The 26530-nt window shown below is 67.1% G+C and carries 20 protein-coding genes, 3 rRNA genes and 1 riboswitch; of the genes, 11 read left to right on the top strand and 12 right to left on the bottom strand.

Annotation, left to right across the window (positions count from 1 at the left end):
- Positions 1-10: 10 nt before the first annotated feature.
- The 4 genes from OG897_RS21860 (at position 11) to OG897_RS21845 (ending at position 4378) form a co-directional block, all read left to right on the top strand.
- Positions 11-778, top strand: coding sequence for an enoyl-CoA hydratase/isomerase family protein (locus tag OG897_RS21860; protein ID WP_266658882.1), 768 nt, complete (start codon positions 11-13; stop codon positions 776-778).
- A gap of 237 nt (positions 779-1015) precedes the next feature.
- A complete protein-coding gene (locus OG897_RS21855; RefSeq protein ID WP_266658881.1) occupies positions 1016-1537 on the top strand; it encodes an ATP-binding protein in 522 nt (173 codons plus the stop codon).
- A gap of 721 nt (positions 1538-2258) precedes the next feature.
- The gene (locus OG897_RS21850; protein ID WP_266658880.1) at positions 2259-3203 is read left to right on the top strand and encodes a polysaccharide deacetylase family protein; all 945 of its coding nucleotides are present in this window, start codon (positions 2259-2261) and stop codon (positions 3201-3203) included.
- On the top strand, positions 3200-4378 hold the full coding sequence (locus OG897_RS21845; protein ID WP_266658879.1) for a YncE family protein: 1179 nt from the start codon (positions 3200-3202) through the stop codon (positions 4376-4378). The genes OG897_RS21850 and OG897_RS21845 overlap by 4 nt, the downstream gene beginning before the upstream one ends.
- Before the next feature lie 211 nt (positions 4379-4589).
- Here the strand turns inward: OG897_RS21845 and OG897_RS21840 are convergent, their stop codons facing one another.
- Entirely contained in the window at positions 4590-5258 is a 669-nt protein-coding gene (locus OG897_RS21840; protein ID WP_266658878.1) for a GNAT family N-acetyltransferase, read from the bottom strand.
- Between the two features lie 109 nt (positions 5259-5367).
- Between OG897_RS21840 and OG897_RS21835 the strand changes: the two genes are divergently transcribed.
- Together OG897_RS21835 and OG897_RS21830 are read left to right on the top strand one after the other, a co-directional pair.
- Positions 5368-6237, top strand: coding sequence for a hypothetical protein (locus tag OG897_RS21835; protein ID WP_266658877.1), 870 nt, complete (start codon positions 5368-5370; stop codon positions 6235-6237).
- A 42-nt stretch (positions 6238-6279) separates the two neighbouring features.
- A complete protein-coding gene (locus tag OG897_RS21830) occupies positions 6280-6498 on the top strand; it encodes an EF-hand domain-containing protein (RefSeq protein WP_266658876.1) in 219 nt (72 codons plus the stop codon).
- Between the two features lie 90 nt (positions 6499-6588).
- Here OG897_RS21830 and OG897_RS21825 read toward each other — a convergent pair whose 3' ends face one another.
- The 3 genes from OG897_RS21825 to OG897_RS21815 form a co-directional block, all read right to left on the bottom strand.
- A complete protein-coding gene (locus OG897_RS21825; protein WP_266658875.1) occupies positions 6589-7134 on the bottom strand; it encodes a PadR family transcriptional regulator in 546 nt (181 codons plus the stop codon).
- 459 nt (positions 7135-7593) lie between these two features.
- Positions 7594-9639, bottom strand: coding sequence for an NADPH-dependent 2,4-dienoyl-CoA reductase (locus tag OG897_RS21820; protein WP_266658874.1), 2046 nt, complete (start codon positions 9637-9639; stop codon positions 7594-7596).
- A gap of 321 nt (positions 9640-9960) precedes the next feature.
- Positions 9961-10281 (bottom strand): hypothetical protein, encoded by a 321-nt coding sequence (locus OG897_RS21815; RefSeq protein ID WP_266658873.1) that lies wholly within the window; start codon positions 10279-10281, stop codon positions 9961-9963.
- 135 nt (positions 10282-10416) lie between these two features.
- On the opposite strand from OG897_RS21815, the gene OG897_RS21810 reads away from it, so the two are divergent.
- The 3 genes from OG897_RS21810 (at position 10417) to rrf (ending at position 15554) form a co-directional block, all read left to right on the top strand.
- Positions 10417-11941, top strand: a 16S ribosomal RNA gene (locus tag OG897_RS21810).
- A gap of 295 nt (positions 11942-12236) precedes the next feature.
- A 23S ribosomal RNA gene (locus OG897_RS21805) occupies positions 12237-15361 on the top strand.
- 76 nt (positions 15362-15437) lie between these two features.
- A 5S ribosomal RNA gene (gene rrf, locus OG897_RS21800) occupies positions 15438-15554 on the top strand.
- The 16S, 23S and 5S rRNA genes sit together here, the layout of an rRNA operon.
- Before the next feature lie 106 nt (positions 15555-15660).
- Here the strand turns inward: rrf and OG897_RS21795 are convergent.
- Positions 15661-16308, bottom strand: coding sequence for a DUF5701 family protein (locus OG897_RS21795; protein ID WP_266658872.1), 648 nt, complete (start codon positions 16306-16308; stop codon positions 15661-15663).
- Between the two features lie 113 nt (positions 16309-16421).
- Between OG897_RS21795 and OG897_RS21790 the strand changes: the two genes are divergently transcribed.
- Complete coding sequence (locus OG897_RS21790; protein ID WP_266658871.1) at positions 16422-17066, top strand: TetR/AcrR family transcriptional regulator; 645 nt, start codon at positions 16422-16424, stop codon at positions 17064-17066.
- Positions 17067-17364: 298 nt separating this feature from the next.
- On the opposite strand, the gene OG897_RS21785 is transcribed toward OG897_RS21790, so the two are convergent.
- The 7 genes from OG897_RS21785 to gcvT form a co-directional block, all read right to left on the bottom strand.
- Entirely contained in the window at positions 17365-19227 is a 1863-nt protein-coding gene (locus tag OG897_RS21785) for an acyl-CoA dehydrogenase (RefSeq protein WP_266658870.1), read from the bottom strand.
- A gap of 133 nt (positions 19228-19360) precedes the next feature.
- A complete protein-coding gene (locus tag OG897_RS21780) occupies positions 19361-20167 on the bottom strand; it encodes a hypothetical protein (RefSeq protein WP_266658869.1) in 807 nt (268 codons plus the stop codon).
- A 38-nt stretch (positions 20168-20205) separates the two neighbouring features.
- Entirely contained in the window at positions 20206-20376 is a 171-nt protein-coding gene (locus tag OG897_RS21775; RefSeq protein ID WP_266658868.1) for a hypothetical protein, read from the bottom strand.
- A gap of 493 nt (positions 20377-20869) precedes the next feature.
- Positions 20870-22255, bottom strand: coding sequence for an L-serine ammonia-lyase (locus tag OG897_RS21770; protein ID WP_266658867.1), 1386 nt, complete (start codon positions 22253-22255; stop codon positions 20870-20872).
- 209 nt (positions 22256-22464) lie between these two features.
- On the bottom strand, positions 22465-23724 hold the full coding sequence (gene glyA, locus OG897_RS21765; protein ID WP_266658866.1) for a serine hydroxymethyltransferase: 1260 nt from the start codon (positions 23722-23724) through the stop codon (positions 22465-22467).
- Between the two features lie 20 nt (positions 23725-23744).
- The gene (gene gcvH, locus OG897_RS21760) at positions 23745-24122 is read right to left on the bottom strand and encodes a glycine cleavage system protein GcvH (RefSeq protein WP_266658865.1); all 378 of its coding nucleotides are present in this window, start codon (positions 24120-24122) and stop codon (positions 23745-23747) included.
- Between the two features lie 154 nt (positions 24123-24276).
- The gene (gene gcvT, locus OG897_RS21755) at positions 24277-25407 is read right to left on the bottom strand and encodes a glycine cleavage system aminomethyltransferase GcvT (RefSeq protein ID WP_266658864.1); all 1131 of its coding nucleotides are present in this window, start codon (positions 25405-25407) and stop codon (positions 24277-24279) included.
- A gap of 156 nt (positions 25408-25563) precedes the next feature.
- Positions 25564-25660, bottom strand: a riboswitch (glycine riboswitch).
- 192 nt (positions 25661-25852) lie between these two features.
- Here gcvT and OG897_RS21750 point away from each other — a divergent pair.
- On the top strand, positions 25853-26506 hold the full coding sequence (locus tag OG897_RS21750; protein WP_266658863.1) for an AAA family ATPase: 654 nt from the start codon (positions 25853-25855) through the stop codon (positions 26504-26506).
- The last annotated feature ends 24 nt before the right edge of the window (positions 26507-26530 follow it).

Below are 26530 nucleotides of genomic sequence, written 5' to 3'. Positions count from 1 at the left end.
ACCTCCCCGTATGACAGTCACCCTCGAAGTCACCTCCGGCGTCGGCACGATCCGCCTCGACCGCCCCCCGATGAACGCCCTCGACGTCGCCACCCAGGACCGCCTGCGCGAGCTCGCCGACGAGGCGACCCGGCGCGAGGACGTCCGCGCGGTCGTGATCTACGGCGGCGAGAAGGTGTTCGCCGCAGGCGCGGACATCAAGGAGATGCAGGCCATGGACCACACCGCCATGGTGGTCCGCTCCCGCGCCCTCCAGGAGTCGTTCACCGCGGTCGCCCGCATCCCCAAGCCCGTCGTCGCCGCCGTCACCGGCTACGCGCTCGGCGGCGGCTGCGAACTCGCCCTCTGCGCGGACTTCCGCATCGCCGCCGACAACGCGAAGCTGGGCCAGCCCGAGATCCTGCTCGGCCTCGTCCCCGGCGCGGGCGGCACCCAGCGCCTGTCCCGCCTGGTGGGCCCCTCCAAGGCCAAGGACCTCATCTTCACCGGCCGCATGGTCAAGGCGGACGAGGCCCTGACCCTCGGCCTCGTCGACCGCGTCGTCCCCGCCGCCGAGGTGTACGAGCAGGCGCACGCCTGGGCCGCGAAGCTCGCCCAGGGCCCGGCTCTGGCCCTGCGCGCCGCGAAGGAGTGCATCGACACGGGCCTGGAGACGGACCTGGAGACCGGCCTCGCCATCGAACGCACGTGGTTCGCGGGCCTGTTCGCCACCGAGGACCGCGAGCGCGGCATGCGCAGCTTCGTGGAGGAGGGCCCCGGCAAGGCCAAGTTCCTCTGATTCGTGGCCAATTGACGGCTGGTCACCCCCGTCGAGGGTTAGCTCAGCCTTAAGTGCGGGTTAAGGGTGACGAGTCCCGCACTGCGGGTGATCACCCGCACTCCCCAGGTCATCGCAGGTCAGCCCCGTAATGGGCGCCCGTTTTTGTCTCTGGCACATGCCAGGTGCCTCCCTGGGGGAGTGGTGTTCCGGGGGTTTGTTTCCCCCGGAACACCCCGTACCGTCCCGGCGGCGGCCATGATGGGGGGCATGGCGGGCCTGGAGGGTGTGGAGGAGCCGCGGCGGCAGGGTCAGGCGACCGCTGCGCGGTGGATGCCGGCCGTTGAGTGCGAACGTACGCGCGGGGAGCGGGAGACGTTCGGGGACCCGACGGACGGCGAGGTGAAGCTGCCCTCGCTGGGCGAGTCGGCGGGCACCGCGCGCCGTCTCACCCTGTGGGTGGTGCAGCACAAGTGGGGTCTCTCCCCGCAGGTCTCCGAATTCGCCGTACTGCTCGTCTCCGAACTGGTCGGCAACGCGGTCCGGCACACGGGCGCGCGCGTCTTCGGCCTGAGGATGCTGCGCCGCCGGGGCTGGATCCGCGTCGAAGTGCGCGACCCCTCCCGCGGCCTGCCGTGCCTGATGCCGGTGAGCGAGCTGGACGTGAGCGGGCGGGGCCTCTTCCTGGTCGACAAGCTCTCGGACCGGTGGGGCGTGGACCTGCTGCCGCGCGGCAAGACGACGTGGTTCGAGATGCGGGTCGTGGACCGCGAACGCTGACGGCCGCCGAGGGTGCCCGGGGATCCGTGTCCGGCCACCCTCTCCCTCGATGATTCACGCACCAAACCCCATACTTATGCAGCGAATGACAGGTCAGTGGTCCACCTCACCAACGATTCACTTCTAAAGTGTGCGTAATTGCCCCACTATGCCCGGCTAAGAACTTTTGGCTTGAAGCCGCCTGTCTGCCATAGTCGGAGACACGAACCCCATTGACCCGGGCCAGTTCGTCAACCAGGCCCTGGAGCACACCCCTTCCGCTCCTCGGCCCCCTCGGAAGCCCCCGCAGTGCGCCCCACCCCGGCGCCTGGGGGCTTCTGGCGTTTACACCCCCAGTCCCCCCTCGGGCGGCGGGGCCTTCGCCTGGCCCCTCGGGCGGCGGGGCCTTCGCCTAGCCTCCTTGGGCGGCGCCTCGCCTCCTTGGGCGGCGGGCCCAGCCCCCTCCGCTTCCGCCTCGCCTCCTTGGGCGGCGGGGCCGCCCCCCCGGGGGCGGAACGGGCGGGCAAGGGGGCGGCCTCTCTCGCTCCGGGCCCACCCCGGAGCACCCCCGCCCCACCCCGCCACCGCCCTCGCACCAAGGCGAGCCCCACCCCACCCCCGTACCCCGTACCCCCGAAACGCCCCCATCGGACCAATCATCAGATTCTGCTCTCTTCACATTTATGGTGCTCACCCGGGGCCCACCACGCCCCCACCCGTCGCCCCACCCAACACCGGCGAGGTGAGCCCCATCGCACCACCGACCGACCGCCGCACCCTCCTGCGCGCCGGAGCAGGCACCGCCCTGACCGCCGCACTGGGCACGGCCTGTGGCAGCCCTCCCCCCTCCACAGCGGTACGGTCCGGAGCCGCGGCCTCCGCCGGACAGAGCGACGGCACCGGAACCACCACCCCCACCGCCCCGGCCACCCCCACGGGCCCGGACGGAATGACGGGCACCGGCGGCACCCCCACCACCCGCACGACCCCCGCCCCGACCGCCACCCACCCCGGCGGCAAGGACTCCGGAGCCGGGGCCTCCGGCCGCAGCGCACCGGCCCCCGCCCCCCACCGCTTCCCCGGCCGCCCCGCCCAGATCGAGCACGGCCCCCGCGACCGCCCCGCGGTCGCCCTCACCTTCCACGGCCAGGGCGACCCCGCCATCGCCACCACCCTCCTCACCGAGGCGGAACGCGCCGGAGCCCGCGTCACCGTCCTCGCCGTCGGCAGCTGGCTCGACGAGCACCCCGCCATGGCCCGCCGCATCCTCGACGGCGGCCACGACCTGGGCAACCACACCCAACGCCACCTCACGATCTCCGACATGCCGGACGCGGAAGCCCTCCGCGAGATCACCGCCTGCGCCCAGCGTCTGCGCCGTCTCACCGGCTCGATCGGCACGTGGTTCCGCCCGTCCCGCACCCAGCACGTGACCCCGCGCCTCCAGCGCCTCGCCCACCGGGCGGGCTACCCCCACGTCCTCTCGTACGACGTGGACTCCCTCGACTTCACCTCGCCCGGCGCGACGGCCGTCACCCGCAAGGTCGCCGGGGAGATCCGTAACGGATCCGTGGTGAGCCTGCACTTCGGCTACGCGGACACGGTCGCCGCGCTGCCCGCCCTCCTCGACGACCTCCACCGCCGCGGTCTGCGCGCGGTCACCACCACGGAGCTGCTGACCCCATGACCACCCGCACCCGCACTCTCTGCCTGGCCGGACTCCTCCTGACCACCCTCGCGGCCTGCGCCGACCCCGGCGACAAGAACAACGTCGAAGCCCTCGGCACGAAGGCCGCCGCCCCGCCCGCGCACCTCAAGAAGTCGATCCCGGCGGGCCTCCCCGGCATGCCCCCGGTCCAGAACCCGAACGACATCTACGCGGCCAACCGTCCCGGCAACATCGCCCCCGTCGCCCGGAACTTCCCCTCCCGCGTCTACGTCCCCAACACCAACTCCAACACGGTCTCCGTCATCGACCCGAAGACCTACAAGGTCCTCGAAACCATCCCCGTCGGCATCCAGCCCCAGCACGTCGTCCCCTCCTGGGACATGAAGACCCTCTGGGTCAACAACAACCGGGGCCACACCCTCACCCCCATCAACCCCGCCAACGGCAAAGCAGGAAACCCCGTCGAGGTCCACGACCCCTACAACCTCTACTTCACCCCGAACGGCAAGCACGCCGTCGTGATGGCCTCCATGGACCGCGAACTCGTCTTCCGCGACCCCCACACCATGAACCGCGTGAAGACCGAACCCGTCACCTGCGCGGGCGTGAACCACGCCGACTTCTCCGCCGACGGCCGCTACTTCGTCGTCTCCTGCGAGTTCTCCGGCGAACTCCTCAAGGTCGACACCGAGAAGATGAAGGTCATCGGCCAACAGAAACTCCCCTTCGAGGGAGCCATGCCGCAGGACGTCAAAATCTCCCCCGACGGCAAGACCTTCTACATCGCCGACATGATGGCGCACGGCATGTGGGTCCTCGACGGGGAGAAGTTCACCACCCCCAAGCTCCTCCCCACCGGCAAGGGCTGCCACGGCCTCTACATCTCCCGCGACTCCAAGGAGATGTACGTCCCGAACCGAGGCGAAGGCTCCATCTCGGTCTTCGACTTCGCCGCAGACAAGCTCACCAAGAAATGGCACCTCCCCGACGGCGGCAGCCCCGACATGGGCGGCGTCTCCGCCGACGGCAAGGTCCTCTGGCTGGCCGGCCGCTACGACTCCGAGGTCTACGCGATCGACACCACCTCGGGCCGCCAACTCGCCCGCATCCCCGTCGGCGACGGCCCCCACGGCCTGGCCGTCTACCCCCAACCCGGCCGCTACTCCCTCGGCCACACCGGAATCTTCCGCTAGACACACAGGGCGCGCCCCGTCAGGGGCGCGGGGAACTGCGCGAGCAACCACGACGCACCCGCACCTACCCGAGACAGCCGCGCGGCGAGCGCTTTAGGTGAAGGGGCGGGGTAGGGGACTCACCCCGCCGAAGGCGGGCCGGGGGCCCGGGGGCGGAGCCCCCGGCAGTAACCCCAGCCACCCACCGGCCCGCACGGACAACCCCCGCCCCCTACCCCCGCACCATCAGGATCTCCGATCCAACCGCCCGAAACCCCGCCCCCTGAAACACCCGCACACTCCTCGCGTTCCCCGGCGGCTGCTCCGCCCACACCACACCCCCACCCGGCACCAAGTGCCGAGCCGCCAAGGCCAGTTGGAGCCCAAGCCCCCGCCCCCGCGCCCCTTCGTCAACCTCGATCGCCGCCTCCCAGCGCCCCGCGACCCCCCGCCCCAGCACCAGCACACCCCCACGCTCCGACCGCCACACCCGCACCCCGTCCCGGAACTTCCTCGCCCGCACCACCCGAGGATGCGCCGCATCCTGGATCTCCACCAACCCCAACCCCGCGTCCGGCGCCCCGGGCAGAGCCTCCGCGACGGTCAGCAGATCAATCGTGTCGTTCATCCGCCTCCCCGCCTTCTCGGCCAACGCCACCAAGAACACCGGATTCATCGACGCCGCCAACGGATCGCAGGGCGTCTGCGCCCAGGTCCGCCGCACCCATTCCGGGTCCTCATCCGTGAAGATCACCGAGTGCGCGCTGAACGACAGCACCCCGGCCACCCGGTCCTCTGCCTGCGGCACCACGGTGATCCCGCCGTCCGGCTCCGGGAACACCCCCCGCGCCGCCGAATCGAGGAACTGCGCAAGCGAGTTGCGCCCGTACGGAACTCCCACGACACCATTCATACGGAGGATCCAAGCACTGCCCTCGGCGGATCCAAGCACTGCCCCGAACAACCCATGGCCCCACCCCCACCCCCACCACCCCACCCACCGTCCGCCCATGCCGCCCCTCCCCAACGTCACCCGCCCCGCCGCCCTCCTCCTGGCCCTGAACGCCACAAACGCCGCAGCGGCCCTGCCCACCACCATCGCCCAGGCCGAGCCCCGTACCCGAACAACAACCCACTACCTCGACTGCACCTCAGGCAACGACAGCGCTGGCGGCGCCCCCCCGGACCGCCTGGCGCACCCTCGCCAAGGCATCCATCGCGTACCGGCTGGGCGACCGCCTCCTCCTCAAGCGCGGCACCACCTGCACCGGCACCCTCGCCCCACCCGACAGGGCACCCCCACCCGCCTCGACGCGCACGGGACCGGCCGCGCCAAACCCCGCATCGAGGGCGACGGCGCCCGCGCCGCCCTCTTCCTGCGCGACTCGCAGGGCTTCGAGATCCGCAACCTCAACCTCTCCAACACGGGCCCCGCCACGACCACCGACCGCCGCGCCGGCCTCCTGGTCCTCCTGACCGACTTCGGCCGCCACTACGCCGTCGACCGCGTCGACGTCCACGACGTCAACGGCTCCGACCACAAGGACCCCGACCCCAGCGGCGGCATCCTCTTCGTCGTCCAGGGCGACAAGACCCCCACCCGCTTCGACGGCGCCCCCACCGGCTCCCCGACCGTCGACACCCTCTCCACCTACTCGGGCAACCTCTACCGGAACACCGCCCAGCCCCGCGATCCCCAGGCCCTGACCGCCGACCCCCTCTTCCGCGTCCCCACCCCGGCCACCTCCGCCGGCGTACGCCTGAAGCCCGCCTCCCCGGCCCGAGGCGCGGGCACCCCCACCCCCGACGACGTCACCCGGAACTACTTCGGCAACCGAATCCCGAACCCGCCCCACCTCGGTGCCGACCAGGGCCGCTAACCTGTCGCCGTATTGGCCTGACTGCACCAAGGGGTGGACCACATGGCGGACATCGACATCGAGTCGGCGCGCAACGCGTTCGACAAGTTCGACAAGAACGGCGACGGCACGATCACGGCGGCCGAGTACAAGAGCGTGATGGCGGAGCTCGGCGACTTCACCGTCACCGAGACCGTGGCCCAGGCCATCATCAACGCGCACGACGGCAACGCCGACGGCCGCCTGAACTTCGACGAGTTCCTGGCCTCCCGCCAGGGCTGAGCCACGCACGAGTTCCTGGCCTCCCGCCAGGGCCGCGTCACACGCGAAGGGCCGGACCCCCACCCGGGGATCCGGCCCTTCGCGCATGCATCAGCTCTCTTTCTCCAACTCCCGCAACTCCACCATGGCCTCCTCCAGCCACTCCACCCAGAACCGCTCCATCTCGACCCCGGCCCGCAGCACCAGATGCTGCAACCGTTCCTCGCGGCCGCTCGCCCGCACCGGAAAGTCCCGCTTCTCGATCTCCCGGTACGTCGCCAGTTGCACGCGGTGCAGCCCCAGATGCCGCTCGACCTCGCCCAGCAACTCCCCGGTCCCCACCATCGCCGCCGCCCGCAGCCGCAGCGCGAAGGCGTCCCGCAGCGGACGCGGGTCCTCCGCCTTCGCCACCCACGCGATCAGCTCCTCGCGCCCGGCGGCCAGCACCTCGTACTCCCGCTTCTGCCCCCGGGTCGGCACGTCCTGCGGCAGCGCCCGGATGAACCCGGACTGCTCCAGCTTCCCGAGCTCGCGATAGATCTGCTGATGCGTGGCCGACCAGAAGTACCCAATGGAAACGTCGAACCGCCGCGTCAGCTCCAGCCCCGACGACGGTTTCTCCAACAGGGCAGTGAGAATCGCATGCGCCAATGACATACCCGCATCCTAGGCACCCCTCCACTTCCGCCGAGCCCCCTTGGACGGCGGCCCCAGCCCCCTCCGCTTCCGCCGAGCCTCCTTGGGCGGCGGGCCCAGCCCCTTCCACTTCCGCCCAGCCTCCTTGGGCGGCGGGGCCGCCCCCCGGGGGCGGGACGGGCGGGCAAGGGGGCGGCCCCCTCGCTCCGGGCCCACCCCGGAGCGCCCCCGCCACACCCCGGTACGGCCGCACCGCCCGAGAGGCCCCCACTCCGGTGCCGCCCGCTGTCACCTCCGCCATCAGGTGCGCCGCACCCGCGTGCGCCTGCGGCGGGCCACCCCACTCCCACCCCTTCACCTAAAGCGCTCGCCGCGCGGCTGCCCCGCACACGTGCAGGCGCGTCGTGGCTGGCCGCACAGTTCCCCGCACCCTTCAAAGGGGGCACGGAGCGGCGGACCACCCCCGCCCCCCAGAGAGCCCTACAGCGAAGCCGCCAACTCCACCCCCTGCTTAATCGCCCGCTTCGCATCCAACTCAGCCGCCACATCCGCCCCCCCAATCAGATGCGCCGCCACACCCCCAGCCACCAGCTCCTCATACACATCCCGCCGCGGCTCCTGCCCCGTACACAGCACCACCGAATCCACCTCCAGCACCCGCCGCTCACCTCCCACCACCACATGCACCCCCGCATCATCAATCCGCTCGTACGTCACCCCAGCCACCATCTCCACCCCCCGCTTGGCCAGCTCCGCCCGGTGAATCCAACCGGTCGTCTTCCCCAGCCCGGCCCCCACCTTCGTCTCCTTCCGCTGCATCAAGTGCACGGTCCGCGTCGCCTTCACCCGCTCCGGAACCCGCAGCCCACCCCGCCCCTCGTACTCCACATCCACACCCCACTGCCGGAAGAACACCTCCGGCGACAGAGCCGCCCCCTCACCCTCATCCGTCAGGAACTCCGCCACATCGAACCCAATGCCCCCCGCCCCCAGGACCGCCACCCGCTCCCCGACCTCCACCTCGCCGCGCAGCACCTCCAGGTAGCGGACCACACTCGGGTGGTCGACCCCCTCGATCTCCGGAACGCGCGGCGTCACACCGGTCGCCACGACCACTTCGTCGTACGACCCCGCCTTCAGCTCCTCCGCGGTCACAGCCGCCCCCAGCCGCACCTCGACCCCGTACTCCTCCAGCCGGTTCCGGAAGTACCGCAGCGTCTCGTCGAACTCGCTCTTCCCCGGCACCAGCCGCGCCACGTTCAGCTGCCCGCCCACCACCTCAGCGGCATCGAACAGCGTCACCGCATGCCCCCGCTCGGCCGCCGTCACCGCACACGCCAGCCCCGCGGGCCCCGCCCCCACCACAGCCACCCGCTTCTTCAGCCGCGTCGGAGCGAGCACCAGCTCCGTCTCGTGACAGGCCCGCGGATTCACCAGACACGACGTGATCTTCCCGCTGAAGGTGTGGTCCAGGCATGCCTGATTGCACCCGATGCACGTATTGATGGACGAAGCCCTCCCGTCCCGCGCCTTGGCCACGAACTCCGGGTCCGCCAGGAACGGCCGCGCCAGCGACACCAGATCCGCGAAACCCCCCGCCAGCAGCTCCTCCGCCAGCTCCGGCGTGTTGATCCGGTTCGTCGTCACGAGCGGAATCCCCACCGCCCCCATGACCTTCTTCGTCACCCACGCGAACGCCCCGCGCGGCACCGACGTCGCGATGGTCGGGATCCGCGCCTCGTGCCACCCGATCCCGGTGTTGATGATGGTCGCGCCAGCCGCCTCGACAGCCTTCGCGAGCCCCACCACTTCCTCGAACGTCGACCCATCCGGCACCAGGTCCAGCATCGACAGCCGGTAGATCACGATGAAGTCGGGCCCCACCCGCTCCCGCACCCGCCGCACGATCTCCAGGGGGAACCTCACCCGGTTCTCGTACGAGCCACCCCACCGGTCGTCCCTCTTATTGGTGTGCTCCGCGATGAACTCATTGATCAGATACCCCTCCGACCCCATGATCTCGACCCCGTCGTACCCGGCCTCCTGCGCCAGCCCCGCCGCCCGGACGAAGTCCTCGACGGTCTCCTCCACCTCCTCATCGGTCAGCTCGTGCGGCACATACGGACTGATCGGAGCCTGAAGCGCACTCGGCGCGACCAGCTCCGGGTGGTACGCGTACCGCCCGAAGTGCAGGATCTGCATCGCGATCCGCCCACCCGCCTCGTGGACCGCATCAGTGATCACCCGATGCTCCGCAGCCTCCTCGGACGTCGTGAGCTTCGCCCCGCCCGGGTACGGCCGCCCCCGGTCGTTGGGCGCGATCCCACCGGTCACCATGAGCCCGACCCCACCCCGCGCCCGCTCCGCGTAGAACGCGGCCATCCGCTCGAACCCGCGCTCAGCCTCCTCAAGGCCCACATGCATGGACCCCATGACGACCCGGTTGGGCAGCGTCACGAACCCCAGGTCCAGCGGGGCCAGCAGGTGCGGGTACTGACTCGAACTCGACGGGCTCGACTGACTCATCCGACGCCTCCATGGGCTCACACGACGACACTTATGCAACTAGTTGCATAATAGAGTCCAGTCGTACGGATGCAGCCTGAGCGCTGAGTCACACCCGGCTCACCTCCCCGGTTTGACGCGGAGGGGGCGCTTCCGTAAGGTTCTGCGGGTTGTCCTATGTGAGTACCGGTCCTGACCGGCCTGAGGGCAGCCATTCCGCGAAAACATGATCAATGACCCGACATCCGTCGTGTCCATTCCCATGCGCTTTTGCGAAATGTGGATTCCGCGTTCGAGAGGGCGCCCCCGATTGGCATCGGGGCCCAGGAATCCGCTAATGTCTCACTCGTCGGAACGGCCCAACAGCCGCAAAGACAAACCCCGCTGACTGGGAATCAGGCCCGAAAGGATCTGATAGAGTCGGAACCGCCGGAAAGGGAAAACGCGAAAGCGAAGAACCTGGAAAGCACCGAGGAAATCGGCACTGGAAACAGTCTGATAGAGTCGGAAACGCAAGAACAAAGCAAAACAAGAAACACCGAACGAAACGTCCGGAGGAAAGCCCGCGAGGGTGAGTACAAAGGAAGCGTCCGTTCCTTGAGAACTCAACAGCGTGCCAAAAGTCAACGCCAAATATGTTGATACCCCGACTTGCTTCGGCAAGTTGAGGTTCCTTTGAAGTCCTGCTGGCCCATGCGGCAAGCAGGCAAACACTAGCGAGGACGCAGGAACACACCGTCTTATTCCGATGGTGGCTGTTCCGCTCTTCCGATGTGTTCACCCGATCACGGGTAAACATTCACGGAGAGTTTGATCCTGGCTCAGGACGAACGCTGGCGGCGTGCTTAACACATGCAAGTCGAACGATGAAGCCCTTCGGGGTGGATTAGTGGCGAACGGGTGAGTAACACGTGGGCAATCTGCCCTTCACTCTGGGACAAGCCCTGGAAACGGGGTCTAATACCGGATAACACTCCTGCCTGCATGGGCGGGGGTTAAAAGCTCCGGCGGTGAAGGATGAGCCCGCGGCCTATCAGCTTGTTGGTGGGGTAATGGCCTACCAAGGCGACGACGGGTAGCCGGCCTGAGAGGGCGACCGGCCACACTGGGACTGAGACACGGCCCAGACTCCTACGGGAGGCAGCAGTGGGGAATATTGCACAATGGGCGAAAGCCTGATGCAGCGACGCCGCGTGAGGGATGACGGCCTTCGGGTTGTAAACCTCTTTCAGCAGGGAAGAAGCGCAAGTGACGGTACCTGCAGAAGAAGCACCGGCTAACTACGTGCCAGCAGCCGCGGTAATACGTAGGGTGCGAGCGTTGTCCGGAATTATTGGGCGTAAAGAGCTCGTAGGCGGCTTGTCACGTCGGATGTGAAAGCCCGGGGCTTAACCCCGGGTCTGCATTCGATACGGGCAGGCTAGAGTGTGGTAGGGGAGATCGGAATTCCTGGTGTAGCGGTGAAATGCGCAGATATCAGGAGGAACACCGGTGGCGAAGGCGGATCTCTGGGCCATTACTGACGCTGAGGAGCGAAAGCGTGGGGAGCGAACAGGATTAGATACCCTGGTAGTCCACGCCGTAAACGTTGGGAACTAGGTGTTGGCGACATTCCACGTCGTCGGTGCCGCAGCTAACGCATTAAGTTCCCCGCCTGGGGAGTACGGCCGCAAGGCTAAAACTCAAAGGAATTGACGGGGGCCCGCACAAGCAGCGGAGCATGTGGCTTAATTCGACGCAACGCGAAGAACCTTACCAAGGCTTGACATATACCGGAAAGCATCAGAGATGGTGCCCCCTTGTGGTCGGTATACAGGTGGTGCATGGCTGTCGTCAGCTCGTGTCGTGAGATGTTGGGTTAAGTCCCGCAACGAGCGCAACCCTTGTTCTGTGTTGCCAGCACGCCCTTCGGGGTGGTGGGGACTCACAGGAGACTGCCGGGGTCAACTCGGAGGAAGGTGGGGACGACGTCAAGTCATCATGCCCCTTATGTCTTGGGCTGCACACGTGCTACAATGGCCGGTACAATGAGCTGCGATGTCGTGAGGCGGAGCGAATCTCAAAAAGCCGGTCTCAGTTCGGATTGGGGTCTGCAACTCGACCCCATGAAGTCGGAGTTGCTAGTAATCGCAGATCAGCATTGCTGCGGTGAATACGTTCCCGGGCCTTGTACACACCGCCCGTCACGTCACGAAAGTCGGTAACACCCGAAGCCGGTGGCCCAACCCCTTGTGGGAGGGAGCTGTCGAAGGTGGGACTGGCGATTGGGACGAAGTCGTAACAAGGTAGCCGTACCGGAAGGTGCGGCTGGATCACCTCCTTTCTAAGGAGCATCTAGACACCACTGGTGTCCAGAGACCATTTCGTCGGCAAATGTCCGGCGGTGGTTGCTCATGGGTGGAACGTTGACTATTCGGCACGGTTCGGTGAGGGACACAAGTACTGCTTCGGCGTGGAACGTGCATCTCATGGAATCGGGTCGGGCACGCTGTTGGGTGTCTGAAGGCACGGCCGTGAGGCTGTACTTCAGTGCCGGTCCCAGTGCACTCGTTCTTCGGAGCGGGGTGATGGGTGGCTGGTCGTTGTTTGAGAACTGCACAGTGGACGCGAGCATCTGTGGCCAAGTTTTTAAGGGCACACGGTGGATGCCTTGGCATCAGGAACCGATGAAGGACGTGGGAGGCCACGATAGGCCCCGGGGAGCTGTCAACCGAGCTTTGATCCGGGGGTGTCCGAATGGGGAAACCCGGCAGTCGTCATGGGCTGTCACCCATACCTGAACACATAGGGTATGTGGAGGGAACGCGGGGAAGTGAAACATCTCAGTACCCGCAGGAAGAGAAAACAACCGTGATTCCGGGAGTAGTGGCGAGCGAAACCGGATGAGGCCAAACCGTATGCGTGTGATACCCGGCAGGGGTTGCGCATGCGGGGTTGTGGGATCTCTCTTTCACGTTCTGCCGGACGTGAGACGAGTCAGAAACCGTTGGTGTAGGCGAAGGACATGCGAAAGGTCCGGCGTAGAGGGTAAGACCCCCGTAGCTGAAACATCAACGGCTCGTTTGAGAGACACCCAAGTAGCACGGGGCCCGAGAAATCCCGTGTGAATCTGGCGGGACCACCCGTTAAGCCTAAATATTCCCTGATGACCGATAGCGGATAGTACCGTGAGGGAATGGTGAAAAGTACCGCGGGAGCGGAGTGAAATAGTACCTGAAACCGTGTGCCTACAAGCCGTGGGAGCGTCGCTGTCATTCTTCGGAATGGCAGTCGTGACTGCGTGCCTTTTGAAGAATGAGCCTGCGAGTTAGCGGTGTGTAGCGAGGTTAACCCGTGTGGGGAAGCCGTAGCGAAAGCGAGTCCGAATAGGGCGATTGAGTTGCACGCTCTAGACCCGAAGCGGAGTGATCTAGCCATGGGCAGGTTGAAGCGGAGGTAAGACTTCGTGGAGGACCGAACCCACCAGGGTTGAAAACCTGGGGGATGACCTGTGGTTAGGGGTGAAAGGCCAATCAAACTCCGTGATAGCTGGTTCTCCCCGAAATGCATTTAGGTGCAGCGTCGTGTGTTTCTTGCCGGAGGTAGAGCACTGGATAGGCGATGGGCCCTACCGGGTTACTGACCTTAGCCAAACTCCGAATGCCGGTAAGTGAGAGCACGGCAGTGAGACTGTGGGGGATAAGCTCCATGGTCGAGAGGGAAACAGCCCAGAGCATCGACTAAGGCCCCTAAGCGTACGCTAAGTGGGAAAGGATGTGGAGTCGCAGAGACAACCAGGAGGTTGGCTTAGAAGCAGCCACCCTTGAAAGAGTGCGTAATAGCTCACTGGTCAAGTGATTCCGCGCCGACAATGTAGCGGGGCTCAAGCGTACCGCCGAAGTCGTGTCATTCCAGCAATAGGGCCAACGCCTGCTGGGATGGGTAGGGGAGCGTCGTGTGCCGGGTGAAGCAGCCGCGGAAGCGAGTTGTGGACGGTTCACGAGTGAGAATGCAGGCATGAGTAGCGATACACACGTGAGAAACGTGTGCGCCGATTGACTAAGGGTTCCTGGGTCAAGCTGATCTGCCCAGGGTAAGTCGGGACCTAAGGCGAGGCCGACAGGCGTAGTCGATGGACAACCGGTTGATATTCCGGTACCCGCTTTGAAACGCCCAATACTGAGCCCATTAATGCTAAGCCCGTGAAGCCGTTCCGGACCCTTCGGGGAAAGGAAAGTGGTGGAGCCGGTGACCCAAGGTGGTAGTAGGTAAGCGATGGGGTGACGCAGGAAGGTAGTCCAACCCGGGCGGTGGTAGTTCCCGGGGTAAGGGTGTAGGGCGTTGTCTAGGCAAATCCGGACAACATATAGCCTGAGACCTGATGCCGAGCCGATTGTGGTGAAGTGGATGATCCTATGCTGTCGAGAAAAGCCTCTAGCGAGTTTCATGGCGGCCCGTACCCTAAACCGACTCAGGTGGTCAGGTAGAGAATACCGAGGCGTTCGGGTGAACTATGGTTAAGGAACTCGGCAAAATGCCCCCGTAACTTCGGGAGAAGGGGGGCCATCACCGGTGATTGAATTTACTTCATGAGCTGGGGGTGGCCGCAGAGACCAGCGAGAAGCGACTGTTTACTAAAAACACAGGTCCGTGCGAAGCCGTAAGGCGATGTATACGGACTGACGCCTGCCCGGTGCTGGAACGTTAAGGGGACCGGTTAGTGATCTTTCGGGGTTGCGAAGCTGAGAACTTAAGCGCCAGTAAACGGCGGTGGTAACTATAACCATCCTAAGGTAGCGAAATTCCTTGTCGGGTAAGTTCCGACCTGCACGAATGGCGTAACGACTTCTCGACTGTCTCAACCATAGGCCCGGTGAAATTGCACTACGAGTAAAGATGCTCGTTTCGCGCAGAAGGACGGAAAGACCCCGGGACCTTTACTACAGTTTGATATTGGTGTTCGGTTCGGCTTGTGTAGGATAGGTGGGAGACTGTGAAGCTGTGACGCCAGTCATGGTGGAGTCGCCGTTGAAATACCACTCTGGTCGTGCTGGATGTCTAACCTAGGTCCGTGATCCGGATCAGGGACAGTGTCTGATGGGTAGTTTAACTGGGGCGGTTGCCTCCTAAAGAGTAACGGAGGCGCCCAAAGGTTCCCTCAGCCTGGTTGGCAATCAGGTGTTGAGTGTAAGTGCACAAGGGAGCTTGACTGTGAGACCGACGGGTCGAGCAGGGACGAAAGTCGGGACTAGTGATCCGGCAGTGGCTTGTGGAAGCGCTGTCGCTCAACGGATAAAAGGTACCCCGGGGATAACAGGCTGATCTTCCCCAAGAGTCCATATCGACGGGATGGTTTGGCACCTCGATGTCGGCTCGTCGCATCCTGGGGCTGGAGTCGGTCCCAAGGGTTGGGCTGTTCGCCCATTAAAGCGGTACGCGAGCTGGGTTTAGAACGTCGTGAGACAGTTCGGTCCCTATCCTCTGTGCGCGTAGGAATATTGAGAAGGGCTGTCCCTAGTACGAGAGGACCGGGACGGACGAACCTCTGGTGTGCCAGTTGTCCTGCCAAGGGCATGGCTGGTTGGCTACGTTCGGAAAGGATAACCGCTGAAAGCATCTAAGCGGGAAGCCTGCTTCGAGATGAGTATTCCCACCCCCTTTGAGGGGTTAAGGCTCCCAGTAGACGACTGGGTTGATAGGCCAGATGTGGAAGCCCGGTAACGGGTGGAGCTGACTGGTACTAATAGGCCGAGGGCTTGTCCTCAGTTGCTCGCGTCCACTGTGTTAGTTCTGAAATAACGAACAGCTGTGAAAACACCAGCGTTCAAATTTCATAGTGTTTCGGTGGTCATAGCGTTAGGGAAACGCCCGGTTACATTCCGAACCCGGAAGCTAAGCCTTTCAGCGCCGATGGTACTGCAGGGGGGACCCTGTGGGAGAGTAGGACGCCGCCGAACAATCATTGTGGAAATGCCCCGTACCGGGAGACCGGTACGGGGCATTTCTGCGTTTAAGGGGCTTTTCCTGAATCCGAGCCGATTCAGGAAAAGCCCCTTTGTCGTATCAGGCCCGGTCGCCCGCCGAGGCCAGTCCCAGCCACGTGTGCGGGTTGCCCTCCCAGCACCAGCCCAGCTTCGGCGCGCCCTTACTGATCCAGATCGCCGGAACCCGCTTGTCCTTCGGGCGGCGCGTGCCCGAAAGCGAGTAGCACTTGTTCTTCACGAGGACCTCGGGAAAGAGCGTGAGCAGGGCGATGCCCTCCTCCATCGTTATCCCGGTCCGTTCGCGCGAAGCCACCGTCTGCATCGCGTCTCGTGGCACCACCGAGCAGAACTCCTCGCCCCGCTCGACGTCGAAGACGACGTACACCAGTGCCTCCGGCGCTCCCATTTCCTTCACCGTGACGAACTGCTCCAGTTCGCCCGGCTTGTAGAACCGCTCGATGACGCCCGGCTTGTCCTTCCCGGCCAGTGTCGTCAGCGGTATCGACTCCTCGATGGCCACCAGCTCGCGCGTGACCACCAGCAGGAACGGCACCCGCCCCGCCTCCGCCGCAGTCATCGACCCCACCCGCTTCGTCACCTGTGCGCGCAGCGGTTCGACGAGCTCACGGAACTCTGCCTCGGTCCGGTCGGCCAGGGGCGCGTACCCCTTGGTCAGCAGTGTCTGGAGCTGGCGGTCGAACTCGTTGCTCACATCGGCAACCTGCATGGGCATCCCCTCGATCGATCGAACCTTGTGGAAAACTTACGTGCGACGTAAAGTTACGCCGAGTCGAGCGAGAAGGTCAAGGGTAAAGTTACGTCGGAGGTAAGATTCTTCGTATGAGTATTGAGGCAGAGCCCGTGATGGGGCTCCGGGAGTCCAAGAAGCACGAGACGCGGCAGCTCATCTCGGATCACGCGACCAGGCTGTTCATCGAGAAGGGCTTCGAGGCGACCACGATCGCCGACGTCGCCACCGCCTCCCGGGTCGCCAAGAAGACGGTCACCAACTACTTCGCCCGCAAGGAGGACATGGCCCTCGACCACCAGGAGGAGTTCGTCGCGGGGCTCGCCCGTACGGTGACCGGCCGGGCCGTGGGGGAGTCCGCGCTCGCCGCGCTGCGGAGGGAGTTCCTATACGGGGTCGAGCGGCGGGATCCGGTGATCGGCTTCGCGGGGGAGCGGTTCTGTCGCATGATCGCGGACAGTCCCACTCTCACCGCCCGCCTGCGCGACCTGCATGACCAGCGGGAGGAGGCGCTCGGGCGCGTCCTCGCGGAGGAGGCCGGCGCGGGCGTGGGCGACTTCACGGCGTACGCCGTCGCGGCCCAACTGGGCTCTGCGCAACGGGTGTTGTTCCAGCGCATCATGCGGCTGACCCTGGCTGGGCGGTCGGCGGACGAGGTCGCCGACACCGTCGCTGCCGACGCCCGTCAGGTCTTCGGCCTGCTGGAGGAATCGTTCGGGGGGTACGGGGTCAAGTGAGGCGGGACCGGGGTGGGGCGTGGGTGCTCCGGGGTGGGCCCGGAGCGAGGGGGGCCGCCTCCTTGCCCGCCCGTTCCGCCCCCGGGGGGCGGCCCCGCCGCCCAAGGAGGCTAGGGAGGCGGAGGGGGCAGGGGGCGCCGTCTAAGCCGTCTCGGGGGGGTTAGGTCAGCACTCGATGACGTTGACCGCGAGGCCGCCGCAGGCCGTCTCCGCGTACTTGACCTCCACGGGGTCCGCAGCCTCCAAAGCAATGCCTTGGTTGGGAATGGGTGTGGCTCTTTGGAAGTGACCGTCCCGATCAGTAAGTGCGGGGTGAGGTGTGTGGTGTCAGCATGGGCAGTGATGCCAGGTGTTCCTCCGGTACGTCGAAGGCTTCGGTCAGGGGCGCAAGGTGCGGGGCGAGGCGTGCGGTGAGGTCGCGCAGGGTGTCGGGGATCGCGCGGACCTGGTCGGTGGTGAGGGCGTGCTCGGTGAGCAGGAGTCCGCTGAGCGGGGCCAGCCGGTCGAGCAGGAACAGCGCTTGCAGGTCGTTCAGGACGGTGCGGGTATCGGCGTGGGCGACCTGGGCGCTTGCCGCGGCGAAGGCGTCGGCGGCCTGGCCCAGCGTGTACGCCTCGACCAGGGCGAGGGCGGGGGCGGACGCGTGGTTCCAGCGCCCGAGTGCGTCACCCGTGCCGGTGCGGATGTCCCGGCGGGCGGCCAGGTGCCAGTGCCGCTCGGCGACGGACAGTGCCCGGCGCAGGAAGGCGGGATCGGTGAGTGCTTCCTTGCCGGTCGCGGGCCCGGCCGCCGGTGCGGCCGGGTGACCGAAGATCATCTCGGCGCCGGCCTTGCACCAGACGGCTAAGTTGTCGCCCTCGGCGGTGATCGCCCCGTCGGCGTTGGCGGTGAACTCCGCCAGTCCGTTCACGGGGAACAGCGCGCGGGCGCCGCAGCGTTCGCGGCTCTCGGTGGTGAGGGCGCGGGCCTGCCAGGTGATCCAGCCCTTGGCCACCGCCACCAGCCGTTCCGTCTCGGCCCGGTTGGCGGGGGTGTGGGTGATCCAGCGTTCGGTAACGGCGCGGTGCAGGAAGGTCATGGCGTACGCGGTGGCCGTACCCGCGAGGAGCCGGGAGTGGTGGCTGCGGTGGGCGGCCAGCGGCACGCGCTGCCCGGCCACCGGCCCGGAGATGTGCCGTTGATAGGCGTAGCGCACCGCGATGGCCAGCGCCGCGCGGCTGCCGCCCAGGGTGCTCGCGCTCATGCACAGTTTGCCGACCGTCACCCGGCGGATCGCGTGCAGGAACCGTTTGCGTGGGCTGCCGACCTCGCTGGTGAACGTGCCGTCAGCCGTCAGCCGACCGTGTTCTCCCTGGAGCAGTGCGGTACGAGGCAGGCGGACGGTCTCGAAGCTGGTGACGCAGTGGTCCACCGGGCTGCCGATGCGGTCGGGCAGCAGGGTCACGGTGATGCCCGGCAGAGTATCGAGCATGACGCGCGTCCAGTCGGACGGCGGCCATCCGGCATGGGCGAGATCGGCAAGGGCGCGAATGTGATGCACCTGCACATCACCGTGGTGCCCGCAGATCTCGCACGTGTCCGCCAAGAGCCGAGTGACCAGCTCTTTATGCGGATAGTCCACCCACGTGGGCCGTCGGTCGGCGATCTTCGCCGACCGCTGCCGATAGAGGGGAATTCCACCGAACCGCGCCACCAGCGGCTTCCTGTTCTCCCGTTCGATTCGAGCCTCGAAGCAGACTCGGGGCCCGTGATCCGTGTCGATTCTGGCTTTGTGCTTGGCCGCCATCTTCGACACGGATGACCGGCGACGGCGAACGCGCGGACGTTCTACGCTCTGCCGGAGCCCCTCGACCACCTCCTTGGCGCGAGCCGCGGTAACGGGCTTCGCGTCCCGTTCCAGCTTCGCCAACGGGATGTTCACGAGTTCGGAGACCAACTCGTCGTCCCCGAAGAGGCGCGGCGCAGCAGCCACCGCCTCCCGCGCTGCGAGATCGGCCTTCTCCTTCTCCGCAGCGGCTTTCGCGGCTGCGGCCCTCTTGGTCAGCAGCTCCGTTGCCGCTAGCTCACGGACCTTGGCACCGAGCGCGGCAGCCTCTCGTGCGCGCCGCAGCAGTTCGGCCGGAGTGAGCGGGGTCTCGGTGGCGTGTCCATGAGGACCCACCCTTCGGGTGGGCGGCCTGGTCGGCCTTCTCCGGGATGACCGGCTCACGAGACGGATGGTGACGTCACGGCGGGGGTGTGCGGGTTGCCGGTCCCCGCGATTGGATCGCGGGGACCGTGCTGCGTGGCGCGTGTCAGGCGCCGACGTTGAAGGTGAGCGTGTGGTTTCGCAGCGTGACCCGGTCCAGGTCGCCGACAGCGCCGTCTTGCGAGTAGGACCCGCCGGTCTTCTCCGCGTGGGTGAAGGTGAGGGTGTAGGTGCCGGACGGCACATCGTCGAGGGCGAACTCCCGCTCGAACCGCAGCGGGTACGGAGGTCTGGCCCCCTTGGCCGTGACCTCCTCGGTGCTGGCCACGGCTCCGTCCGGGCCGGTCAGTGTCAGCGTCCCCGTGACCCGCGGGATCGCGCGGTCGACCAGCCGCACCCACTCCGAGCACCACGCGACCGCGTTCCAGTGGGACGGCTCTGCGGAGAAGGCCGTCCACAGCTTCTGGTACCCGTCACTGTCCCAGCGCAGTTCGGCGCTCAGATGCGAGTCGACCCTGTGGGTCCGCCTCTTCGAGGTCTTGTCGATGTGCTCGCCCGAGGCGGGACTGCGGAACGTGCGGTACACCACGGGGTCGGACGCATTCTCCAGGGTGTTGATCCAGTCGATCGCGCCGAGCGCCCCCGGTCCCCAGCCATACACATAGCCGTCCATGCGGCGCGCGCATCCGCGCGGGTGGGACTCACCGTTCCGAGCGACAGGCCGGTCGAAGTCGGTGTCGGGCTCGGTGCCCGCGCTCCCTCGGACGAGCTGCTTCGTCAGCTCGACGATGACCTCCTTCTTGAACTCATGCGGGAGGGTCACGTCTCTGGTGACGGCCAGGCGGCTCACCTTCCCCTCGTTCACCGTGAAGACCCACCGCACGTCGATGATGCGGTCCACCCGGCGCACCATCCCCGTCAGGGTCAGCCCGTCCTTGTTCTGCTCATGGATCAGCAGTCTGGTACGGGACGCCTGGCCTGGAAGAGCCTGGCGTCGCCGATCCCGTTCTCGTCGGTGTAGCTGAAGTCGTCGGTGACGGCGGCGGCGAACGCCTCCTTGTCCTGCAGGGCCTGCACGAAAGCCCGGACAGCGGGGTTCACCAGCGCACTAGAAGTGATCATGGGCGCAGTCTTCCGAAACGCCTTTCCCCGGATGCACGAAACGGAACAGGCGACTGAAATCGTGCCGGTCAACGACCTGAACCAGCCGCCAGACCCCACCCACCAGTGACAAACCCAAACAACTGCACGGCCGAGGGCCGTTGACACCTCCCCTGCCAAAGCCCCAACGGCAGCCCGAGCTGGACGACGCCGAGCGGTCGGCATCCGCCGTAGGAGTGAAGTTGACGCTGGCGTTGGGGTGATCACGGAGCATGACGGCCACGGCTTGCAACGTTCCCTCCAGGGAGATCCCGGCGAGCCCGCAGTGATGCGTGGCTGATGTGCTGCCGCCCTTCGGTGCTGAGAGAAGTTCGGGGCAGGGCTGCGCAGGCGCAGGGACTCTTCAGGGACTTTCAGCTCTGTCAGAGGGACTTCCCGGGGACTTTCCGCCGTGTGGACGGGAAAGGCTCTGACAGAGCTGAAAGGTAGGAAACACCAGGTCAGGGGGTGGTTGTCAGCACTCGATGACGTTGACGGCGAGGCCGCCTCGGGCCGTTTCCTTGTACTTGACCTTCATGTCGGCGCCGGTCTCCTTCATGGTCTTGATGACCTTGTCGAGGGAGACCTTGTGGCTGCCGTCGCCGCGCATCGCCATCTTCGCGGCGGTGACCGCCTTGACGGCCGCCATGCCGTTGCGCTCGATGCACGGGATCTGGACGAGGCCGCCGACCGGGTCGCAGGTCAGGCCCAGGTTGTGCTCCATGCCGATCTCGGCGGCGTTCTCTACCTGCTCCGGGGTGCCGCCCAGGACCTCGGCGAGCGCGCCCGCGGCCATCGAGCAGGCGGAGCCGACCTCGCCCTGGCAGCCGACCTCGGCGCCCGAGATCGAGGCGTTCTCCTTGAAGAGCATGCCGATCGCGCCGGCGGCGAGGAGGAAGCGGACGATGCCGTCCTCGTCGGCGTTCGGGACGAAGTTCATGTAGTAGTGCAGGACCGCCGGGATGATGCCCGCCGCGCCGTTCGTGGGGGCCGTGACGACGCGGCCGCCCGCGGCGTTCTCCTCGTTGACGGCCATCGCGTAGAGGGTGGTCCACTCCATGGCATGCGTCTTGGGGTCGCCGTCGGCGCGCAGCTGGCGGGCCGTGTTGGCGGCGCGGCGGCGGACCTTGAGGCCGCCGGGGAGGATGCCCTCGTGGGACATGCCGCGCGAGACGCATGCCTGCATGACGCGCCAGATCTCCAGGAGGCCCTCGCGGATCTCCTCCTCGGTGCGCCAGGCCCGCTCGTTCTCCAGCATCATCGAGGAGATGGAGAGGCCGGTTTCGCGGGCCATGCGCAGAAGCTCGTCGCCCGTGCGGAAGGGGTGCTTGAGGACCGTGTCGTCCGGGACGATCGGGTTGTCGCCCGCCACGGCGTCCTCGTCGACGACGAAGCCGCCGCCGACGGAGTAGTAGGTCTTCTCCAGGAGGGGCGCGCCCTGGGCGTCGTACGCGAAGAGGGTCATTCCGTTCGCGTGGTACGGCAGGGAGCGGCGGCGGTGGAGGATCAGCTCGTTGGGCTCGTCGAAGGCGATCTCGTGGGCCTCGCCGATCTCCGTGCCCAGGAGGCGGAGGCGACCGGTGGCGCGGATGCGTTCGACCTCGGCGTCGGCCGTTTCGACGTTCACCGTGCGCGGGGAGTGGCCCTCCAGGCCGAGCAGGACGGCCTTCGGGGTGCCGTGACCGTGGCCGGTGGCGCCGAGCGAGCCGAACAGCTCGGCGCGTACCGACGTGGTCTGGGCGAGCAGGCCGTCCTTCTTGAGGCGTCCCACGAACATGCGGGCGGCCCGCATGGGGCCGACCGTGTGGGAGCTGGACGGGCCTATGCCGATCGAGAACAGGTCGAAGACCGAGATGGCCACAGCAGAACTCCTCAGAAGGGTGGCGGACGCCGTTGTCCGTCGGGCAGAACACGTGCGGAACAAGTGTGCGGGCTGTCCCCTGCCCGCCCTCGGGCGACGAGAGGGGCAAGGGACGGGGCACCGCACTCACTGTCCAGTGTGCGCGGTGCCCCGTTTTTACGTATTGCTGGATTTGGTCGTACAGATGAAGCCTACGGAACTACTCCGTATTACTTCAGACCGGGGTAGAGCGGGTGCTTGTCCGCGAGGGCCGAGACCCGGGCGGAGAGCGCCTTGACGTCGTACGAGGGCTTCAGGGCCTCCGCGATGATGTCGGCGACCTCGGTGAAGTCCTCCGTCTGGAAGCCGCGGGTGGCAAGGGCGGGGGTGCCGATGCGCAGGCCCGAGGTGACCATCGGGGGGCGGGGGTCGTTCGGGATGGCGTTGCGGTTGACCGTGATGCCGACCTCGTGGAGACGGTCCTCGGCCTGCTGGCCGTCCAGCTCCGAGTTGCGCAGGTCGACGAGGACCAGGTGCACGTCGGTGCCGCCGGAGAGGACGGACACGCCGTGCTCGGTGACGTCGGACTGGACCAGGCGCTCGGCCAGGATGCGGGCGCCGTCCAGGGTGCGCTGCTGGCGCTCCTTGAACTCCGGCGAGGCCGCGACCTTGAAGGAGACCGCCTTGGCCGCGATCACGTGCTCCAGCGGACCGCCCTGCTGACCCGGGAAGACCGCGGAGTTGATCTTCTTGGCGAGCTCCTGCGTGGAGAGGATCACACCGCCGCGCGGGCCGCCGAGGGTCTTGTGGGTGGTCGTGGTGACGACGTGGGCGTGCGGGACCGGGTTGGGGTGCAGCCCGGCCGCGACGAGGCCCGCGAAGTGCGCCATGTCGACCATCAGGTACGCGCCGACCTCGTCCGCGATCTCGCGGAACTTGGCGAAGTCCAGCTGGCGCGGGTACGCCGACCAGCCCGCGACGATCAGCTTCGGCTGGGACTCCTTGGCGAGGCGGGCGACCTCCTCCATGTCGACCTGGCCGGTCTCGTCGACGTGGTACGGGACCACGTTGTAGAGCTTGCCGGAGAAGTTGATCTTCATCCCGTGGGTCAGGTGACCGCCGTGGGCCAGGTTCAGGCCCATGATCGTGTCGCCCGGCTTGAGGAGGGCGAACATCGCGGCGGCGTTCGCCTGCGCACCGGAGTGCGGCTGGACGTTCGCGTGCTCGGCACCGAACAGCGCCTTGATGCGGTCGATCGCGATCTGCTCGACGACGTCGACGTGCTCGCAGCCGCCGTAGTAGCGGCGGCCCGGGTAACCCTCGGCGTACTTGTTGGTCAGGACCGAGCCCTGGGCCTCCATGACGGCGACCGGAGCGAAGTTCTCCGAGGCGATCATTTCGAGGGTGGACTGCTGGCGGTGGAGCTCGGCGTCGACGGCGGCGGCGACGTCCGGGTCCAGCTCGTGGAGGGAGGAGTTGAGAAGCGACATCAGGCGAGTCCCTAAGGGTTTCAGTTGCCGGAGAGCGCGGTGTACTCGTCGGCGGAGAGCAGGTCGCCCGGCTCGTCCGTGACGCGCACCTTGAACAGCCAGCCGCCCTCGAAGGGAGCGGAGTTCACCAGCGAGGGGTCGTCCACGACGGCCTGGTTGGCCTCGACGACCTCGCCGGTCACCGGGGAGTACAGGTCGCTGACGGACTTGGTCGACTCCAGCTCGCCGCAGGTCTCGCCCGCGGTCACCGTGTCGCCGACCTCCGGGAGCTGGGCGTAGACGACGTCACCGAGCGCGTTGGCCGCGAACTCCGTGATGCCGACCGTCGCGACGCCGTCCTCGGACGTCGCGAGCCACTCGTGCTCCTTGCTGTAACGCAGCTGCTGGGGGTTGCTCATGGCTGAATTCTCCTGGATGCGGGGGAGTGCTGAGGAACGGGGTCTTGACAGATGAGACGTGAGGACACGCGTGAGGATGCGGCGTTCGTCACTTTCGGCGCGTCGGAGCGGTGCTCGCGGGGCGTCGGAGCGGTGCTTCCGGCGGCCCCGGACGTCACTTCTGGCGCTTGTAGAACGGCAGGGCGACGACCTCGTACGGCTCGTGCGTGCCCCGGATGTCCACGCCGACGCCCGTCGTGCCCGGTGCGGCGAAGGCGGCGTCGACGTACGCCATGGCGATCGGCTTGCCGAGCGTGGGGGACGGGGCGCCCGAGGTGACCTCGCCGACGACCTGGCCGTCCACGACCACCTGGAAGCCGGAGCGCGGGACGCGGCGGCCCTCGGCGATCAGGCCGACCAGCTTGCGCGGCGGAGCGGTCTCGGCGCGCTCGGCGGCCGCTTGGAGGGACGTACGACCGACGAAGTCGCCCTCCTTCTCGAACTTGACGACCCGGCCCAGGCCCGCGTCGAAGGGGGTGAGCTTCGTGGTCAGCTCGTTGCCGTACAGCGGCATGCCCGCCTCCAGGCGCAGCGTGTCCCGGCAGGAGAGGCCGCACGGGATGAGGCCGACGCCCGCGCCCGCCTCGGTCAGCGCCTCCCACAGGGCCACCGCGTGCTGCGGCTCGACGAAGAGCTCGAAGCCGTCCTCGCCGGTGTAGCCCGTACGGGCGATGAGGGCGGGGACGCCCGCGACGGTGCCGGGCAGGCCCGCGTAGTACTTCAGGCCGTCCAGGTCGGCGTCCGTGACGGACTTCAGGATGCCGGGGGACTCCGGGCCCTGCACCGCGATGAGGGCGTACGCGTCGCGGTCGTCGCGGACCTCGGCGTCGAAGCCCCCGGCGCGGGCGACGAGGGCGTCCAGGACGATCTGGGCGTTGCCCGCGTTCGCCACCACCATGTATTCAGATGGTGCGGCCTCGGTCTCGGCCAGGCGGTAGACGATCAGGTCGTCGACGATGCCGCCGTCCTCCTGGCAGATCATCGTGTACCGGGCGCGGCCGAGGCCGACGGTGCCGATGTTGCCGACGAGGGCGTAGTTCAGGAGGTCCACGGCCTGCGGGCCCGTGACCGTGATCTCGCCCATGTGGGAGAGGTCGAAGAGCCCGGCCCGGGTGCGCACGGCGTTGTGCTCGTCGCGCTCCGAGGCGTACCGCAGCGGCATGTCCCAGCCCGCGAAGTCGGTCATGGTCGCGCCCAGCGAACGATGCAGGGCATCGAGGGCGGTGCGGCGGGGGGTGGTGCTCATGAAAGAACTCCCAGGGCGGCAGGCATGCGCAGGGCATGACGACGAGGACGATCCTCCCCATCTGTCATCGGAACCTGAGAGGTTCGCCGGAGCAATTCGGTCCGGCTTGCACCTTGGGTGGGGTCACCTGGTGGGGGACCCGCTTTTCAGATCTGCCTCGCCCGCGCGGTTCGGGGCCTGAGAGATTCAAGGGAGGAGCTTGCTCCTTCGGCGTCCCGGGCACTGCTGCCGAGGACTCTCCCGCGCGGATTCATGCGGCCGTTGTGAAGTTGAGGGTGCGCAGGGGACGCCTGGCGCGCACATCATTGCACGCCCCCTCCGGTCAGCAAATCGCTTGTCCCGCATTACCTATTCTTTACACTTCGTGGGCAAGGGTGAGGGCATACCCACAGGGGGAGGGGTGAGGACGTTGCAGCAGCCCAGTGCATGCGCCACAACCGCGGGCATGGCAGCCGCAGGCGTGGCAGCCGCAGGTGTGCGGGCAGAGGCGGTCGTGGGGGCGGTGGGGCCCGTGCCGGTTCCGGTCGTACGCGATCTCCGGGAGCGGGCGGGGCGGAGTCCGCGTCGGCTGATGTTCGCCACGGGGGACGTGGTGGTGGTGTCGGGCCTGCCCGGCAGCGGCAAGTCCACCCTCATGGGCCGGGCCGCGACGGGGGTGCGGACCATCGATTCGCAGGACGTACGGGAGCGCTGGGACGCGAAGGCGCCGCGCTTGCTGCCGTACGCCCTCTACCGCCCGCTCGTGCGCGTCGCGCACTACGCGGGCCTGCGGAAGGCGCTGCACTCGGGCGAGTCCGTCGTCGTGCACGACTGCGGTACGCAGGCGTGGGTGCGGCGGTGGCTGGCGCGCGAGGCCCGCAGACGCGGGCGCGGGCTGCGGCTCGTCCTGCTCGACGTGACGCCCGGGGTGGCCAGGGACGGTCAGCGCGAGCGCGGACGAGGAGTCTCCGGTTACGCCTTCGCCCGGCACCGCAGGGCCGTCGGCGCGCTGGTCCGCGACGCGGAGGAGGGCAGGCTGCCCGCCGGGTGCGCCTCGGCGGTGCTGCTGGACCGGGACGCGGCGGGAGCGCTGAAGGAGATCGGGTTCGAGGGGAAGTGAGGGGCGTCGGACGGTGCGCCGTCC

The sequence above is a fragment of the Streptomyces sp. NBC_00237 genome, from assembly GCF_026342435.1.
Classification (GTDB): domain Bacteria; phylum Actinomycetota; class Actinomycetes; order Streptomycetales; family Streptomycetaceae; genus Streptomyces.
Note: the sequence above shows the minus strand (reverse complement) of the source record. Positions and strands in the feature narration are given on the sequence as shown.

Bases quoted from the DNA above. Each gene is read 5' to 3' on its own strand.
- OG897_RS21835 (WP_266658877.1), top strand. From the start codon at position 5,368: ATGCCGCCCCTCCCCAACGTCACCCGCCCCGCCGCCCTCCTCCTGGCC.
- OG897_RS21780 (WP_266658869.1), bottom strand. From the start codon at position 20,167: ATGGTGCGCCGGGTGGACCGCATCATCGACGTGCGGTGGGTCTTCACG.
- OG897_RS21825 (WP_266658875.1), bottom strand. From the start codon at position 7,134: ATGTCATTGGCGCATGCGATTCTCACTGCCCTGTTGGAGAAACCGTCG.
- gcvH (WP_266658865.1), bottom strand. From the start codon at position 24,122: ATGAGCAACCCCCAGCAGCTGCGTTACAGCAAGGAGCACGAGTGGCTC.
- OG897_RS21855 (WP_266658881.1), top strand. From the start codon at position 1,016: ATGATGGGGGGCATGGCGGGCCTGGAGGGTGTGGAGGAGCCGCGGCGG.
- OG897_RS21820 (WP_266658874.1), bottom strand. From the start codon at position 9,639: ATGAGTCAGTCGAGCCCGTCGAGTTCGAGTCAGTACCCGCACCTGCTG.
- OG897_RS21790 (WP_266658871.1), top strand. From the start codon at position 16,422: ATGAGTATTGAGGCAGAGCCCGTGATGGGGCTCCGGGAGTCCAAGAAG.
- gcvT (WP_266658864.1), bottom strand. From the start codon at position 25,407: ATGAGCACCACCCCCCGCCGCACCGCCCTCGATGCCCTGCATCGTTCG.
- glyA (WP_266658866.1), bottom strand. From the start codon at position 23,724: ATGTCGCTTCTCAACTCCTCCCTCCACGAGCTGGACCCGGACGTCGCC.
- OG897_RS21750 (WP_266658863.1), top strand. From the start codon at position 25,853: ATGGCAGCCGCAGGCGTGGCAGCCGCAGGTGTGCGGGCAGAGGCGGTC.
- OG897_RS21775 (WP_266658868.1), bottom strand. From the start codon at position 20,376: ATGATCACTTCTAGTGCGCTGGTGAACCCCGCTGTCCGGGCTTTCGTG.
- OG897_RS21795 (WP_266658872.1), bottom strand. From the start codon at position 16,308: ATGCAGGTTGCCGATGTGAGCAACGAGTTCGACCGCCAGCTCCAGACA.
- OG897_RS21830 (WP_266658876.1), top strand. From the start codon at position 6,280: ATGGCGGACATCGACATCGAGTCGGCGCGCAACGCGTTCGACAAGTTC.
- OG897_RS21860 (WP_266658882.1), top strand. From the start codon at position 11: ATGACAGTCACCCTCGAAGTCACCTCCGGCGTCGGCACGATCCGCCTC.
- OG897_RS21845 (WP_266658879.1), top strand. From the start codon at position 3,200: ATGACCACCCGCACCCGCACTCTCTGCCTGGCCGGACTCCTCCTGACC.